16 protein-coding genes and 1 pseudogene are annotated in these 15,744 nt (G+C 63.7%); 1 reads left to right on the top strand and 16 read right to left on the bottom strand.

Annotation, left to right across the window (positions count from 1 at the left end):
- Positions 1-201: 201 nt before the first annotated feature.
- Positions 202-1,399 (top strand): annotated as a pseudogene (locus C6W91_RS19610) (IS3 family transposase).
- A 91-nt stretch (positions 1,400-1,490) separates the two neighbouring features.
- Here the strand turns inward: C6W91_RS19610 and C6W91_RS19605 are convergent.
- The 16 genes from C6W91_RS19605 to C6W91_RS19530 form a co-directional block, all read right to left on the bottom strand.
- Positions 1,491-1,829: a hypothetical protein gene (locus tag C6W91_RS19605; protein ID WP_370571439.1), complete on the bottom strand. Its 339-nt coding sequence runs from the start codon at positions 1,827-1,829 to the stop codon at positions 1,491-1,493.
- A gap of 44 nt (positions 1,830-1,873) precedes the next feature.
- Positions 1,874-2,656, bottom strand: coding sequence for a glycoside hydrolase family 19 protein (locus C6W91_RS19600; RefSeq protein ID WP_370571438.1), 783 nt, complete (start codon positions 2,654-2,656; stop codon positions 1,874-1,876).
- Positions 2,657-2,729: 73 nt separating this feature from the next.
- Entirely contained in the window at positions 2,730-3,044 is a 315-nt protein-coding gene (locus C6W91_RS19595; RefSeq protein ID WP_368981664.1) for a phage holin family protein, read from the bottom strand.
- Positions 3,041-4,816, bottom strand: a complete 1,776-nt coding sequence (locus C6W91_RS19590; protein WP_370571437.1) for a peptidase G2 autoproteolytic cleavage domain-containing protein — start codon at positions 4,814-4,816, stop codon at positions 3,041-3,043. The genes C6W91_RS19595 and C6W91_RS19590 overlap by 4 nt, the downstream gene beginning before the upstream one ends.
- Before the next feature lie 12 nt (positions 4,817-4,828).
- Entirely contained in the window at positions 4,829-5,734 is a 906-nt protein-coding gene (locus tag C6W91_RS19585; protein ID WP_370571436.1) for a hypothetical protein, read from the bottom strand.
- On the bottom strand, positions 5,734-10,518 hold the full coding sequence (locus C6W91_RS19580) for a hypothetical protein (RefSeq protein WP_370571435.1): 4,785 nt from the start codon (positions 10,516-10,518) through the stop codon (positions 5,734-5,736). The genes C6W91_RS19585 and C6W91_RS19580 overlap by 1 nt, the downstream gene beginning before the upstream one ends.
- Position 10,519: 1 nt before the next feature.
- Positions 10,520-10,750 carry a hypothetical protein gene (locus tag C6W91_RS19575; protein WP_370571434.1) on the bottom strand — a complete coding sequence of 77 codons (231 nt, stop codon included), beginning with the start codon at positions 10,748-10,750 and terminating at the stop codon, positions 10,520-10,522.
- Positions 10,751-10,848: 98 nt separating this feature from the next.
- Entirely contained in the window at positions 10,849-11,220 is a 372-nt protein-coding gene (locus C6W91_RS19570) for a hypothetical protein (protein ID WP_370571433.1), read from the bottom strand.
- The gene (locus C6W91_RS19565; RefSeq protein ID WP_065270991.1) at positions 11,217-11,666 is read right to left on the bottom strand and encodes a hypothetical protein; all 450 of its coding nucleotides are present in this window, start codon (positions 11,664-11,666) and stop codon (positions 11,217-11,219) included. Before C6W91_RS19565 ends, C6W91_RS19570 begins: the two co-directional genes overlap by 4 nt.
- A 51-nt stretch (positions 11,667-11,717) precedes the next feature.
- Positions 11,718-12,080, bottom strand: a complete 363-nt coding sequence (locus C6W91_RS19560) for a DUF3168 domain-containing protein (RefSeq protein ID WP_370571432.1) — start codon at positions 12,078-12,080, stop codon at positions 11,718-11,720.
- Positions 12,077-12,556 carry an HK97-gp10 family putative phage morphogenesis protein gene (locus C6W91_RS19555; protein ID WP_370571431.1) on the bottom strand — a complete coding sequence of 160 codons (480 nt, stop codon included), beginning with the start codon at positions 12,554-12,556 and terminating at the stop codon, positions 12,077-12,079. The genes C6W91_RS19560 and C6W91_RS19555 overlap by 4 nt, the downstream gene beginning before the upstream one ends.
- Positions 12,557-12,941: 385 nt before the next feature.
- Positions 12,942-13,274 carry a head-tail adaptor protein gene (locus tag C6W91_RS19550; protein WP_370571430.1) on the bottom strand — a complete coding sequence of 111 codons (333 nt, stop codon included), beginning with the start codon at positions 13,272-13,274 and terminating at the stop codon, positions 12,942-12,944.
- Positions 13,271-13,876 (bottom strand): hypothetical protein, encoded by a 606-nt coding sequence (locus tag C6W91_RS19545; protein WP_370571429.1) that lies wholly within the window; start codon positions 13,874-13,876, stop codon positions 13,271-13,273. The genes C6W91_RS19550 and C6W91_RS19545 overlap by 4 nt, the downstream gene beginning before the upstream one ends.
- A 6-nt stretch (positions 13,877-13,882) precedes the next feature.
- On the bottom strand, positions 13,883-14,110 hold the full coding sequence (locus tag C6W91_RS19540) for a hypothetical protein (RefSeq protein WP_370571428.1): 228 nt from the start codon (positions 14,108-14,110) through the stop codon (positions 13,883-13,885).
- A 74-nt stretch (positions 14,111-14,184) separates the two neighbouring features.
- Positions 14,185-15,390 (bottom strand): phage major capsid protein, encoded by a 1,206-nt coding sequence (locus C6W91_RS19535; RefSeq protein ID WP_370571427.1) that lies wholly within the window; start codon positions 15,388-15,390, stop codon positions 14,185-14,187.
- 36 nt (positions 15,391-15,426) lie between these two features.
- Positions 15,427-15,744, bottom strand: a 318-nt coding sequence (locus C6W91_RS19530) for an HK97 family phage prohead protease (protein WP_370571426.1), incomplete at its 5' end; no start/stop codon positions are given.

Here is a 15,744-nt window from a genome sequence, read left to right as displayed (position 1 = left end):
TCCTTCAAGGTCCCGCTCAGTCTACCGCAACCCGCTCAGAGCACGAGGTTTTTCAGACTTTCCCTAAGAAGCGATGTAAGTGATCACCACTTGCTCTTAGAAATTGCGGCACGGTTTCCCCTGAGCTACCCCCCGAAATTCGGACAGTGACGTAAGCTATGATTTGCAGTCTGCTGATCTTCGACGAGAAGGAGATCAGAGATGTCGAAACGCAAGCAGCACGCGCCTGAGTTTAAGGCAAAGGTCGCGCTGGAAGCCCTGAAGGGCGAGGAGACGGCGGCCGAGTTGGCGAGCCGGTTCGGGGTGCATCCCACGATGATCCATCAATGGAAGCGAGCCCTGCTGGAAGGGGCCTCCGGGGTATTCGAGCGCGGTGGCCGCAAGAAGCCCGAGATCGACGAGGAGCAGGTGAAGGAGCTCCACGCCAAGATCGGGGAGCTGGCGGTGGCCAACTCTTTTTTGGAACGAAAGCTGAAGCCCTGGGGCGGGAAGTGAGGCGCGGCATGATCGAGCCTGACCATCCCCAGCTGTCCATCGGTCAGCAGTGCAAGCTGCTCTCGATCGCGCGCTCGTCCTATTACTACGAGCCGAAGGGCGAGACCGAGCAAAACCTTGGCCTGATGCGACAGATCGACGAGCAGTTTCTGGAGACCCCGTTCTTCGGTGTCCGGCAAATGACCTGGCACCTGCGCAATGACGGACACCTGGTGAACGAGAAGCGGATACGCCGACTAATGCGCCTCATGGGCTTGATGCCGATCTACCAGAAACCCAATACCAGCAGGCCGGCGAAGGGGCACAAGACATATCCATACTTGCTGAGAGGTCTGCGGGTGGAACGTTCGAACCAGGTCTGGTGCTCGGATATCACCTACCTGCCCATGCGGCGCGGGTTCCTCTACCTCGTGGCGGTCATGGACTGGCACACCCGCAAGGTTCTGTCCTGGCGGATCTCGAACACGCTGGAAGCCGTTGTTCGCTACAATCGATCCCCCGGATCGATTGCTTGACGCTCCAACTCTGTGTCGAGGCGCTGAACGAGGCCATCCACAAGTTCGGCCCGCCCGAGATCATGAATACGGATCAGGGATCCCAGTTCACATCCTTCGCCTGGACGGAGCGACTCCGCCGGTCGGGCGTGCGGATCTCGATGGATGGGAAAGGCCGTTTCCTGGACAACATCTTCATCGAGAGGCTGTGGCGCACCCTGAAATACGAGTGCGTCTACCTGCATGCCTGGGATACAGGATCAGAGACCAAGGCGGCCATCCGTAAATGGATGACCTTCTACAACCACCAGCGCCCTCACTCGGCCCTCGGCGGCAAGCCTCCAGCGCTGGTTTACTGGCAGAGAAATGATATCAACCAACCCGATCAGCAGGTGCAACGAGTAGCTTAAATTACGCCAGATCCTGTCCAACGATCGGGGAGTAGCTCACCCAGTGCAGAATGAACTAAAAGCCCCGCTATTTGGCGGGTCTTCTTCGTTCTCAATTCACGCGCAACTCCTTCAACTTACCGACCACCAGGCGGCGTAATACCTCCTCACTGGGCCGCAGCCGCGCGATGGCGTCAGGCACCGACTCGCGGGCATAGGTCACGGCTTGTTCAATCAGCACATCCTTTCCGGCGCCGGGTCCGTCCTCGATCGCGGCGCGGACGCCACTCATCAGCGCACTGTGCAGCGCCTCGCGGTGGCGGGCCTCGATCTCAAGGCCGAAGCGTTGCTTGGCTAGCTGGGCGGCGCCGCCGATCAGAACGGTCAGGAGCAAGCTCAGGCCACTGATCAGCGCGGGCTGAAGCTGTTGCAGAATGTCATTCCAGTTCATGGGTGTGTCCTCTGTTTTGAAGTGAGAAGGAAGCGGCCGACGGATCAGCCCGCCAGCCAGGGCAGGAACCGGGCGAGGAGCGCGCGGATCCGGGAGGTTTCGGTTGTGGGTGTTGGCTTCGGGGGTGCGATGGGCGGCAGGGCCAGCAGAGCCGCATGCAGCGCCGCATGGGATTTCGGGCCGGGGACGCCATCCACTTTCAGCCCGGCCGCGCGCTGGAAGGCGCGCAGATCCGTGGCACCGTATCCCAGCAGCACCAGCTGCGCGCGCAGGGTCCAGCGTTTGCGCTCGGCCAGATGATTGTAGCCACCGTTAATCCGCCGGGTGACGGCCCGGATATCGCCCCGGTCGGCCAGCGTGTTCAGGCCACGTTCGGTCCAGTACCAGAGCGGCCCCAGCCCCTCCCAGGGATCGAGGTTCACGGCATCGGGATCCGCCTCAAAATCCGGCGCAGTGGGATCAAGGCGGCGCACCCAGGCAGTGAAGGCGCGGTAATTGGCGCGCCCGGTGATCTGCATTCCGGTGCGGCCCCGGAACCTGTAGCCATCGCCATCACGCTCCGGCGTGTTCCCGAGATCTGTGCGGGTGTCATAGCGCGCCTGCGCCGCGGTCGGGCCCCAGATTTCCCGGTCATAGCGGAAGGCGCCGCATTCCAGCAGCACCTGCCCCAGCAGGTAGCCCAGCCGGTGCGGTTGGTTCAGGCCCAGATCGCACCCGTGCCGGTTCAGCGCCAGCAGGAAGGACTGCGCATTGCGCGCCTGGTTGCTGCCCGGCGTGATCGGGCCGGTGATCTTCTGCAGGGCTTCAAAGGTGAGAATATCAGGCATGGAAAGCCTCCAATGCAAAAGCCCCGCGCAAGGGCATCCTTGGCGGGGCGGTTTCAGGGTTCGGGGGATCAGGTCAAGGTTTGGCGCGGGTCAGCCATTTGGCAAGCAGCACCTCGGCGCCGCGCGGGCCGATGTAAGCCGCAAGGGCGACGATGCCGGTGCTGACCGTGGCGCTGGCACCAAGGTAACTGGCGATCGCCTCCCCGATGATGGCCATGCCAAAGGCCACCGGGATTTCCCAGAGAAGCTCCGGGCCGAAGAAGCGGCGCTGCCCTTTGCGCACCTCGCCGGAGTGCCACATCAGGCGACCGATCGCGGCGCCCACCAGCGTTGTTGCCGCGCCGCCGATCAGATTGGACAGCCAGTCCACCAGGCCAGGTTCCGTCATCTCACCAACCATTCTTCTACATCCGCGCTCACATCGCGCATCTTGATCCAGCGCGAACCCGTGGGCTGCCCCTTGAGGAGCCTCAGCTTGCCCATGAGGCCCACCGTGTCCCATTCCGGCCGGTCGGCGCGCGGCGTGTAGTCCTGTGAAGGGTCATATTCCGAGTTCAGCTTGCGGCGTTGCTGCGTGACGCGATCGGCATCAGCCGGGACTGCAACACCATCCGGCACCTCGTCAGCTGCGTAGCTGTGCTCGATTTCCCGGGTGATCTGGCGCTGCACCGCTGCCATGCGCGGCTCCCGGTGGACCGCCTGAACCTCGATTATGTTCTGCGATCCATCCGCCAAGGTCTCGGACGTAGAGACCATGATCGGCTGGCCTGCCTCATCGACCAGCGGGAACTCATCGAACAGCGGCACCTGCACTGTTTCAGTCACGGTTCTTTTGACCGCCACGCCGTCGACCACCTCGATCACCTCGCGGGTGCGCTCCTGCGCTTCGCTCGCCTGCTCCTGAACCGTCTCGGTTTCAGTGACGACCTCGGTCCAGCTCAGCGCCTCGTAATCTTCCCAGATATAGGCCCCGAAGGCGTCCCGCAGATACTTGCCCTTCCAGCGATCAATATCGCCGTCACCGACCACGGACGGGTTGGCCGAGACTACGCCGATCGGGTCTTCACCAGGCAGTGCCAGTCGGAGCTTGTCTCCATCCAGAACGACCGAGAGACCCCGCCGGTCCTCATGGCCCGGGTTGCCATCTACCCATTCGAAGTATTCCGCATAGTCCGCGCCGTTGCTGGCCCAGGTGCCATCCGCGAAGGCATTCCCATCAGCACGCATTCGGAATTCCGTGTCCGCAAAATTGCCACTGTAAGCCTGGAAAAAATCAGCCGTTGCGTTGCCGACGCGGTGCATGTTTGCAGTGAACATGTTTGCCGCAAAGCTCACGTTTGTAGCCTCGCTTCTAACGGCATCCAGCCCACCGGAGCTTTCCAGAATGTGGGCTTTGGCATTCACGCTGGATGTTCCCAATCCAAAATTGCCGACAGAGTCGAGAACTGCTTCCTTTGTCCCAAGAGTGAAGAACTCGATCGATCCGTCCGCCAGCCACCGCTGCGCTGCAACCGAGGAAGCCCCTTCTTGCTGCAACTCCAGGTACTTTTGCCCCACGACCGCTTTGCCGACCACCGTGTCCACGCTGGTTCGGCCTTGCTGAGAAGCCTCGAGGTACCCACCACCAGAAGTCGTATCCTCCAGGCGGGTAATCGGTGTCCCCGCTGTCGCAATGTGGAAGTGCCGTGAAGGATTGACAGTCCCCAACCCAAGGGCACCTGTCGGGGTGATTGCGAGAGCCACCGTAGAGCCGTCAGATTTGTAAAATGACTTGGTCCCATTCACGGACAGAAGGATACTCCTGATCCCAGCCACCCTCAGATCAACCGGGTGGTTCGAGTTGGTCCCGATGTTGAGATCTGATGCGCTTGCCCCCAGCACCGCCAGGACCCCGGATACGGCGTTGACCAGATCCAGCTGCGGCGCCTCCAGCGCGGTAAACTTCCCCTCCGCAGGGGTATCCAGCCCCACGGTGGTGGCGTTCAGCGCACCGCCAATGATGGTGCTGTTTGTCTTCAGAAAGTCGATCAGCGCGATCAGCTCCGCCCGGTGGGTGGTGGCAAAGTGCTGGAACAGCGCTGACATCTTGGTGTCAAAATCCGCCTCCGCCGCCGATCGCTGCGGGATCGGCGGGAAGTCGGAGAACTCCGGATAGCTCATGGCTCTCGTGTCCTATTTCAGTGTTTTCATGATCAGGGGGAATGTGCTTTCGCCCGCCACATCCAGCGGCTGGCCGTGGTCATCGAGGAACCCCAGCCCCTCGATCCCGTAAGTTGGCCCCGTGCCCGAGGCGTAGAAGGCCGTCGCAAGGCCATCGATCTCGGCCATGATGTCCATCACGCGCGGCGCCTGGATCGTCGGCACCAGCAAGGCCACCTCGATCTTGCGGGTGGAGCCGCGCTTCACCAGGATCTCGTCTCCAAAATCGTCATAGCCCTTGCGGCTGTGACTGACGAAGGAGATGCGCGGCAGGTTCATCACCTGCCCCAGAAGATGGTTCCGGCCCAGAACAATGTGGCCCACCTTGGCCGTGGCCCCCACCGCCGCGATGGTGATGTCGATGCGGTGGCCGATGTAGCCGGGAAAGCCGTTCAGAACCTTCTGGCGGGTGTAGACAATGCCGCCGAAGAACCAGGTATAGACGCTGACCACATGGCCGGTGTCGACCATGACAAAGGTCTGATCATAGATCCGGCTGGGTCCGTCCCAGACCTCGATCCGCACGGACCCGGCGGTAAGGCCGAAGAGCGCGATCGCATCGCAATCCTGCGTCGGGGTGATCGAATAGGTGATCTGGTCCGGATGGGACGCCGTGTTCGACCGCCGCTGATCAAAGGCAGACCATCGGTTGGTGGCCCGAAGGTCGAACCACCAGCTGCCATCATCGGTCAGAGGATCCTTGCCCAGGTTGCCATCCTGCATGCTCTGGTAAATCCGGTGCGAGGTGAGCGAGATCACCAGATCATTCTTGGCGTAGGTGGTGCCCGCAGCCCATTCCGGATGATCATCCTCGGGGATATTGGAGGCGGTCAGCTCGGTATCGGTGACCGCCATCGGCGCGATGATGTTGAAGTCCATCAGACCCGCACCTCCGGCTGCCCGGCTTCATCCCAGTCCTCCAGGAACTGCGCGATCTTGCGCACAAACAGCTCCATGCTCTGCCCCTGCACCCCAACCTGTTTGGCAAGGGCGTTGACGCTCTGCACCACGAAGCGGTTATCCAGCATCGCCACTGACTCGGCATGGCTGTGAATGCGGGAGGCGCCGGTGCGCTCGATCTCCCAGCCGCGTTCCCCGACGATGCGCACCCCGCCCGCATGGGCGCCGCCAGCGGCAAACTGCGGAATGCCGCCCAGCCCCCGGATCTGCGCCCTCAGGCGCTCCAGCCGGTCGTTCCTGCCGCCGATCCGCTCATTGTAGTCCGCGATCTTTGCCTCCAGACCATCCGCGCCCCGGAAGGCCGCATTGAAGGCATCAAGCCCCGCGCCGCCGCTGGTGTAATCCGCGCGGTAAGCAATCGTGCCATCCTCGCGCTGGCGCAGGATGGCGTCCTCGCCTGCCCCGCGCAGCAGCTTGATCCCGGTGGAGGCCTGCAGATCCTCGATCTGGCCGATCAGCTCGGCGCCCCCTGCCCGTTTGACCTCTGTGCGGTCTGCCAGCCCGGCGCCGCGGATCTGCAGGGAGGCAACCTTGGACTGTGCCTGCCGCTCTGCCGTGTCCAGCCGCACCGCCGCGCGCAGATCCCCCAGCATGGTGCGCAGGTTTTCCATCGGCTGCAGCAGATCCCCGGTGGCCGAAGTGAGATCGCTGAAGACGGTATCCGCCGTCAGGCGCACCGCGCCGCCAAAGCTGAGGCGCCCGGCCTGCCCCCGCGCCCCGATCAGATCCTGCAGGCGGGTCAGCCGCTCCACGGTGTCCCCGCCCTCCCGGGTCAGCGCCACATTCACCCGGCGCGACAGGTTGGCGCTGCGGGTCAGCACCAGGGCGCGAGTGTCCGGATCGAGATCCCGGCCCAGCTGCAGCGTCAGCTTGCGGCGCAGCTCCTCGGTGTTCGTGAGAACCAGCTTCCGGGTTGCCCGGTCCAGATCCTCGCGCAGCACCAAATCGAGGCTGGCCACATGCTGCGAGAGGGCATGGGTCGCAATCCAGCGGTCCGCCGCCGTCAGATCATCCCGGCGGATGATGAAGTCCAGCGTCGTGCGGATCCCGCTGTCTGCCTGCTCTACCATCCGGCGCAGCCAGCGCGGCGCATCATCGGCCAGCGTGACCGCCACATCCAACGCCCCCACCAGATCGTCATAGCTGAAGGCCTCGGCCTGGCTGATCGCATCCTCCAGCGCCCCGAGGGAGGTTTCAAATGCGCTGACGGTTCCATCCCAGTCCGCTGCCAGATCCTGCACGCCCTGGCTCAGATCCGCGATCTGATCGCCGGTCAGCCCTTCAAGCTGCAGGAAGCTGCCAAGCGAGGTCAGGACCTCGATCTGCTGCTCGTATAGACCGGCCAGAACCTCATCATTGCCGCTTTCCAGATCCGCCACCCCAGCCGCAAACCGCAGCTGGCCCTGCACCTCTGCGGCAATCCGCCGGTATTCCAGCGCAGATCCTGCACCAGCCCGGGCCGATTGCAGATAGGCGCGGGCCAGCTCCGGCAGGCTCTCCGCTGCCGAAAGATCCCCGCTGCGCACCGCTGCAAGCGCACCGTCCAGCCGCGCCCGCTGCGCCGCCTCTGCCTGCGCCGCGCTGGCGCCGGTCAGATCGCCAGTGATCAGACCATCCACCAGGTCGCGCAATCCGCTGCCCGCACGGCGCCAGCTTTCCGCCGTGGCGCGTTCTTCGGAGACCCGGGCGCGGGCCGCATCGATCTGCGCGCCCAGCTCGCCGCCGATCTCCCCCACCATGCCCGCCAGCTCGGCAGAATAGGCGCTGACCTGCGGCAGCACATCGGCCATGGCGCCGGACATCTGCAAAAGGCCAGCGTAAAGCTCGCGCCCGTGTTCCGTGGTGGTATCGATCCCCTCCACCAGCTCGCGGAAGCCGTCCCGGCTTGCGGGCATGGCCACGCCCAGCTCCCCGAACTCTTCGCGCAGCCGCCGCAGGATCACCTCCGTGCGCTCGCCCTCGGAGTAGAAGGCGCCGAAGTAGGCGGAGACGGATCCCGCCATGGCCTCGGCGCCGCCGAAGAGATCGACCAGCTGCGAAGCTGCATCGCTGCCCTTCAGGGAGACATCAAAAAGACCATGGCCGAGGAGATCCGCCGCATCGTTGACTGCGGTGAGACTGCCCGACAGCCGCCCCAGCGTATCAAGCGCGGTTTCCCCGGCGCGGCTAAAGTCATCCGTGCCCAGAACCAGCTCGGCCATTTCCGCGCCGGTCTCTTCAATGCGCGCCTGCAGCTCCTCCTGGATCTTCTCCTGGCTCTTGCCATTGGTCCAGAGCGTGAAGCCTTCACTGGTAAAGCCCTCCAGCGCCTTGGTGCCAAGGTTCAGCGAGGCCGCCATATCCTTCACACCATCGGTCAGCCCGGTGACGCTCTGATCCAGCGCCGCCTCGAAGTCTGCCTCCAGCGGTTTGTAGTCGGTGCGGTTGGAGCGCAGGAACCCGCCCTTGTAAAAGTCGATCGAGGAGCCTTCAAAGCCATCAGCGCCAAAGCGCCCCCGGATCCCCGAGCCTGCGTATTTGCGGCTGAGACCCTTGGCCAGAAGCGCAATGCCACCCAGCACGAGACCCGCCGCAGGCAGGGCCGCCCCAAGCGCGCCAGCACTAAAACCAGATGAACCACCAAGCAGGCCGCCAAGGTTGGCAAAGCTGGAGCCAAGGCCACCGCCTGTCAGAACCCCGCCAAGGCCGGACCCGATCCCGGCGGCAATACCGCCCCCGCCAACCAGACCGCCGACATTGCTCAAGATCCCCAGCGGGTTCACACCGCCGCCACCGCCCAGCACGGCAGTGCCTGCGCTGGCCGCGCTGCCGGATCCGGTGATCGACAGCCCCAGTGCAATCTTCAACGTGTTCTGCGCAAAGGAGGACGCCAGATCCGCCAGTCCGCGTTTTGCCGCCTGTTTGATCCCGTCCCAGAGGCCTTCAAAATCCCGCAGGCCATTCGCCACCCAGTCCCCAAAGGAGCGCGCAACGCCATCGACCGCAGAGGACAGCGGACCGTTCAGCTCCTCGGATAGGTCCTTTGCCTTTTTCTTCGTCTTATCCAGCTTGCCCTTGGTGCCGCCACCGGATCCGTCATCCAGCGTATCGTTCAGATCCTCGAGGCTGTCCTTCAACGCATCGGCGCTGTCATCGCCCGCATCCAGTTCCGCATTGGCGCTGTCCATCTGCAGCGTCAGCGTCTTGAGCGCAGCCGCGGCCTTAGCCCAGCCCTCGCGCACAAGCCCCTTGGCCTCTTTCTTCAGCGCCGCGCTGCTGTTTGCAGCCCGCACCGCCAGCGCGTCGTATCTCGCAACGCCTTCAAAGGCCCGGCCAGAGGCTTCATTCAGCGCATCAAAGGCCCCCGACATGCCCGGAATGTTTTTCACCCGAACCGCCAGCCCTGACAGGAAGGCGGACCAGTTTTCCGAGATCGTGCCCATCATGCGCAGAAAGCCTGCCTTGACGGTCTCCCAGACGGCACCAAGCGCCGGGCCGATCGATCTGGCACTGGTCTTGATCCCCAGCCAGACGCCCGAGGCCAGATCGCCAAGCGCCTGCAGTGCCATGCCCCAGCCACCGGTCGCGGTGACCAGCTGGTGGAACTTCATCGCCAGGTACCCTGCCCCCACGACCAGCGCGCCGATCCCGGTAGTGATCACCGCACCGCGCAAAAGCACCAGCCCCCGCGACAGGCCCTTGATGGCAACACTGCCAAGCGCCGCCCTTGTCGTTGTTGCCCCGAGCGCCATCTCCAGCGCCACGGCAGACTTTGCAGCCGCGAGGAACCGCACCGGTGCCAGGGCCACGGTGGACAGCATCCCCGCCATCGCCACACCGAGCGGCGCGGTCAGCTTGAGAGTGAGGCCCAGTCCCACGGCCAGCGGCCCCAGCGCAGCCGCCCCCGCCGTGCCAAGCGCAATCACCCGCTTGGTGCCCTCGCCCAGCCCGTTGAACCATTCCGCCACCGAAGCCGCGCCATCGCTCACCGTCTGCATCGCAGGCACCAGCGCGATGGTCAGCTGGTTGGCGAGGCCGCGACCGGCCAGCCCCATCCGCGACATCGCATCATTGGCCGTCTCCAGCCGGTCCGCATCCACTTCGGAGATCGCCACGCCAAACCGGCCCACATCCTCGGCCGCCAGCTTCAGGGTGGCGCCATCAATGCGGGTGAAGATCAGACCGGCCCGGCTGCCAAAGAGATCCGAGGCCACCGCCGCGCGTTCTGCCTGCGGCACATACTCCGCCAGTGCGCCCTGGATCCGGGCCAGACGCTCATCCAGCGGAAGGCGCTGTAGATCAGAGGCGTTCAGATGCAGCCGCTTCAGCGCCTTGGCCGCCGCGCCCGATCCGCCTGCCGCCTGGCTCAGCCGCTTGGTCAGCTGGATGGTTGCCTGCTGCACTTCCCCGATCGACACGCCCGACAGATCCGCTGCCCGGTCCAGCACCTGCATGGATTTGACGGTGGTCCCGAGGGATTGCGCCATCTTGGCCTGCGCATCCACCATCTGCAGGCTGGATTTGACCGCCACCGCAGCGGCGCCCGCCAGCGGCAGGGTCAGGCCCAGCGACATCCGCCGCCCGGCCTTCTCCATATTGGCGCCCATCCGCAGCATGCGCCGCTCGGTCTTGCCCATGGTGGACTGGGCCCGCTTGGCGCCGCTTTCAAAGGCAGCCGAATCCATGGACAGAACGCCCCGAAGAGCGCCGATAATCGCGGCCATCTCATGCCCCTCTCTGATTGTGGAAGTGCAGGCTCATCAGCGAGGCGCGCAGCTGCTCCACAGCCTGCGCATCGCTCTTCTTGTCCCGCGTGTTTTTGCCGGAGTGTTCCGCCCCCGCCTTCGTGAAGTCGGGGATGGTTTTTGGGCTGTGGACCGCATGGCTGATCAGAACCGCCAGCTCCTGCTGCAGCACCCGCCGCGCCTGGACCTGGTCGTTCTTGCCATCGATCACTGCCCGGGTGATCTGATCGTATTCCCGCAGGGTGACGGCGCCAAAATCATCGTGGTGCAGACCCAGCCTGCACCACGACCTGTAAAGCGCCTGCCAGTCTACGCCCCTGCGGCCTGCCCGTTTCCCTCGGTGTTTCCCTCTGCGTCCTCATCGGGATCAGCGCCCGGATCTGCTTCGGCCGGGAAGGCAACCGCGATGGCCTCACCAAGAGAGGTCAGCACCTTGCGCACGCCGCCTGCCCCATCGACCAGGGCAACGGCCTCGTCCCGTTCGCCGCCCGCGCCATCGTTCATCACGGCAGCCAGCACAGAGACCACAAAGGACGCGCCGCCCTTGCCGCTGATCAGATGATCCACCAGCGCATCAAAGGGCTGGCCGTCATTCTCCGCTTCCATCCGCATCAGCGCGGCGGTGGAGAACTTCAGCTTGTGGGTGGTCTTGCCCACCTTCATCTTCGCGTGATTGATCATACCGCTGCCGTCCCTTCTACCCAGTCAACCGCGCCCGTGGTGCGCAGCTTGAGATCCGTCATCAGATCGCCGTCCTGGTCGGTGGTGGGGATCGTCGGAACCACATAGGCCTTGTAGGCAAAGAGATCGCCCGTGCTCTGCCCCTCGCCCGGCGGCAGCGTCGCCCGGAAGAACACCGGCTTGCCTGCCGCGTTATAGGCCGCGGCCTGCTTGTAAAGCTCGGTCGAGTAAAAGCAGTTGAGGGTGATCTCACCGCCATCCTTGAGGCCAAGGCCCCATTCCTTGAACCGGCCCGGGCTGTCCAGCGAGGTCCGGTCCCGGTATTCCTGGTCAACCTCCGGGATCCCGATCGTCTTGCAGCCCTTGATCACCGCAAAGTTCCCGTCCACCCCGTCGACGGACCATTCCATGTCAACGAGATCGCCCGGAATGACATTCTCTGCCATTGGCTTCTTCCTTCCATCATTTGTTGATTGAGCCGGTCACCCGGCCAGAGGTCAGGCGCGGTAGCGCACCTGAATGTCCAGCATCTGAAGCCGGATCACATCGCCGCCGGAGGGGTTCGTCCCATCCCGGCGGGATATCTCTTTGCAGCGGATTACAGACCCGCCGCGATAGTCTGTCAGGACCTGCGAGACCTGACGAGCGAGCGGGATGATCTCGCCATAGGTGCGGGCATGGATGTTCACCTGCACTCGCGCGGTCTCGACATCCCCGCGCCCGGTCTGGGAATAGGCCGACACATTGCTGATCCGCTGCAGGCTGATCCGGGGAAAGCCCACGTCCCGGTCAAAGACACCCCAGACCACCGGATACCCCAGCGTCTTCAGGAGATCCTTCAGCTCGCCTTCCATGCTCATGAGCCAGCCCGCGCCGCCTTACGCCGCGCCCGCTCCACGGTCTTTTCGATCTCGGCCCAGGTCTCGCGCTTCAGGGTCTCCAGCATCTGCGCCTTGTTGGCATCCCAGGCGGGCCGCATGAAGGGACGCGCAGGCATCGCACCGACGAACCTGCCTGTCGAAGCCTGCACTCGTGGTCCGGTGCCGAACTCGTAAAGGTGCCCGTGTGGTGCGTCGCTGTCATCTGGCTGCACCGGCCCCACATAGAGCGCCACCTTGCTGCGCCCCCGGTCACTGCGCGCCTCCCGTGCCTGCCGGGCCGTCAGCTTGCTGGTGACCTTCACCGTAAAGGGTGACAACGCATCGGCCATCGCCGCAACCGGCTGCAGGGCCTTCTTCATTGCCCGCCGCTGCACGCCCTTGGCCGTGCCCCGCGCCAACTGCCCCAGCGCCCGCTCGATGTCACCGGCGCCTTCGATCTTCATCTTGACTGACATGTCAGAGATCCCTGCCCAATAATTGCGCGTTAAATGCCCAAATTGTTAATCACCAGCTAACCTTCCGTTAACTTCTATGACGGTAGACATGAGAGCTCCTACCGAAGGAGCAGCCCGCGATAACCTCCGCCCCTACTGAGCAACATCGCGGGCTGCACATCCTTTGCCCAGCCCCACACAAACTCCCCCAACGCCCATTCGATGAGATGTAAGGGATCCTTGTCTCATCCAAAAAATCCTCTCAAACGCTCATTCCGTTAATCTTTGAGCAATCCGGACGTTGTTGAATGAGGAACAGACTGGAGACGCTGCAGCCCGTGGCACTATCCCTATCTCGACGCAAACCACGGGCTGCACGCTTCGGAAGATCCTCCGCTTGCAGCTATCAGACTTTCCACGCGGTAATCTCGATCCAGAGCCCGCGGCCGATCTCCTTCACCCCGGTGATCCGCCAGTCCGCCCCGTCAAACCGGATCCGGTTCTCACCACTGACCGCCGCCATCCGGACCGACCAGCGGACAACAAACCGCGCATCCGTTTTTTGCTCCACGGATGCTGCCCGCATGCGCTCACCATCAGAGACCGGCGTGTATTGCACCCGCTCCTCGGCATATTCCGCCCAGCCGGTGGCAATCTCTTCCCCGGCCTCATTCTCCACAAAGCTCGCCTCAAGGATTACGATCCGCCGATCCAGCCGCGGCGCCGCTCCGGCCTTCATCCTGCAAAGGCCCGGTAGCGGCGGGTCAGCCGATCCACCCCGCGCTGCACCTGCTCCGGAATACCCAGAGCCGCATCCGCCAGCGGATGATCATAATAGAGCTTCACCAGCTCACGCGCCGCCGCCCGGATATCCTCTGGCACGTCCTCAGCGGCGGCAAAGCCCGCCGTGAACACGATCTCCACCGCATCAGCGCGCATGGCATGGGGTGGCCAGGATTTCCCGGGCAGCAGCTCAATGCGCCGCGCGCGGCCGGATCCGGCAAGGATGTAATCCCCAGGCGGCACGGTCAGGCTGGTCCCATCCTCCTGAAGGCAGCGCACCGCATCCACCGAGTGGATCCGCGCAAACGGCAGGCGCAGCAGATCGCCCGTGAACCCTGCCCCCTTGCGCACCCATTGCTGCGCCACGAGAGGAAAGCCGAGGCCTCCAAAGCCATCGCCATCCACATCCAGATGCGTTGAAGCCGCAGCAATGGCCCGGGTGATCTCCGCATCAAGCTCCGGATCTTCCCCCTCCGGCGTGAGGATCCGCAGCTTGTCTTTTGCATCCGCAAGCGTGATCAGCGCCGCATTGCCACCAGAGAGCCGTTCCAGCCACATCGCGGCCTACTCCTGCCCTTTGGTTTCAGCAGGCTCGGAGGCCTTGGTTTCCGGAACCGGGCTGGCCTTGCTGCCCTCCGGATCCTCAAGCGCCTCTGCAGCCTCTTCCTCTTCGGGCAGAACAAGCACGCCGCGCGCCACCAGATGCGCCACATCGCGCGGATCCGCCTCCCGCGCGTCTCCTTCATTGTACCACTGGTCGCCCTGATGCGGACGTTTGACGATGTATTTCATGGGCTTTCTCCCGCTCTTTCAAAAGAAAAGGGCGCGCAAAACTGCGCGCCCCTGGTGGCTCAGATCACTCCGGATCAGACAACAAAGCCCAGATCCCCGTAGATGAAGGCCTCCGGGCGATAGATCGCCAGCGCCAGGCGCTCCTCGGCCAGGATCGTCACCATGTTCCGGGTGAAGTCATCGTTTTCATAACCGGTCTCGATCGAGGCATCCCAGCGGTCAAAGACCTGGCCACCCATGCGGAACGCCCCGGTCAGGAACTTGTCCACCGTGATCGCCTGCGTCTGGACCACCGGCAGACGCCACAGCATCGGCTGCGCACTGCCCTGCGAATTGCCGATGATGTAATCTTCATTGGCATTCTTCGTGAGCTCAATCCGCGCCCAGTCGATCGGGTTGAGCACATGCCCCGTCGCCGGGTATTCCGCCAGGGCCGCCTGCAGCATCGCAAGCCGCAGCTTGTCGATCACAGTCTCCGCCCCAACCGCAAAGGCAGGCGCATAGGCCGTCGCATTGGGAATGATCCCATGCAGGTTCTGCCCGGTGCCATCGCCATTCAGGATCTGCACCTCTTCCTTGAAGTCCAGCCCGTAGAGCAGGCGCTGGTCAATCATCGAGCGCAGCTGCGAGACATCGCTCAGCGCCTGGCGCGACACCTTCATGTGATGCGCGATCACCTTGGCCCCGGTGGATTTTTCAGTGAGTTTGATGTCCGATCCCGGCTTCGGGCCGCCTTCGGCAACAGGCGCGGCGTTGTTGTTGAACCCGGTCTCCTGCACATATTCCAGCGTGTTGCCATCCATCCGGCCCGGCGACAGCAGATCGCGCACCGTCATCCGCCGCTGCGGCATCTCCTGAATGCCCGGAAGGCGCGTTGCGCCAACCCCGGCCCCCACTGCACCATCGGTATCCGTGGTCGCCAGCGTGAGCGAGGCCTTCAGCTCCATCCGCGCCTTGGAATTGCGGCCAAACCCATCTTCTCCGAAGGACTTGAACTCGTCGCTCTCGACGAACTGCTGCCCCACGGTCTTGTGCTCGGTCCCCGCCGCACCGCCATCGCGGTCCAGCTTCTGCTCCAGCTCGGTCAGCGTGGATTTGAGGCCGTTCATTTCCACCAGGGCCTCATCGGCCTTTTCCTTGACCGACCGGCCCAGCTCTTCACCGGCCTGCGCCTTACCCAGGGCATCCTCGGCAATGGCTTTTACCGCGTCAAACTGACGATCAAACGCAGCTTTCGTTTCCGCTGCCAGCTCAGCAGCGGTCTTGGTCTCTCCCGACATGGGGAACCTCCTCTAAATGTTAGGATTATTTGCGGGTCAGGAACCCAGCATCGCGGCGTAAAACGACACCGCCTCGCTCTCCGCTGTGGCAGGCTCCCCCTGCCCCTTCAGGTGGATGCGCGCGGCACGCTCCGCCTGCGAGTTTGAAAGGCCAATTCCCTTGGCCATGCGTTCAAACTCCCGCTCCGTCAGCCGGTCCCCGGCACGGAGCTTGTCCAATACCTGCGCGGGCACATCAGACTTGGCTGCCACCCGCGCCTCAGGCAGCATCGGGAAGGTCACAAGCGAGACCTCCCAGAGCTCCAGCTCCTGCAAGAGCCGCTGCCCGCCGCTCTGCTTTTGCGCCTTCACCGT

This window comes from Phaeobacter sp. SYSU ZJ3003, assembly GCF_041300735.1.
Lineage (GTDB): Bacteria > Pseudomonadota > Alphaproteobacteria > Rhodobacterales > Rhodobacteraceae > Phycobacter > Phycobacter gallaeciensis_A.
This window is presented reverse-complemented; position numbering and strand designations above follow the sequence as displayed.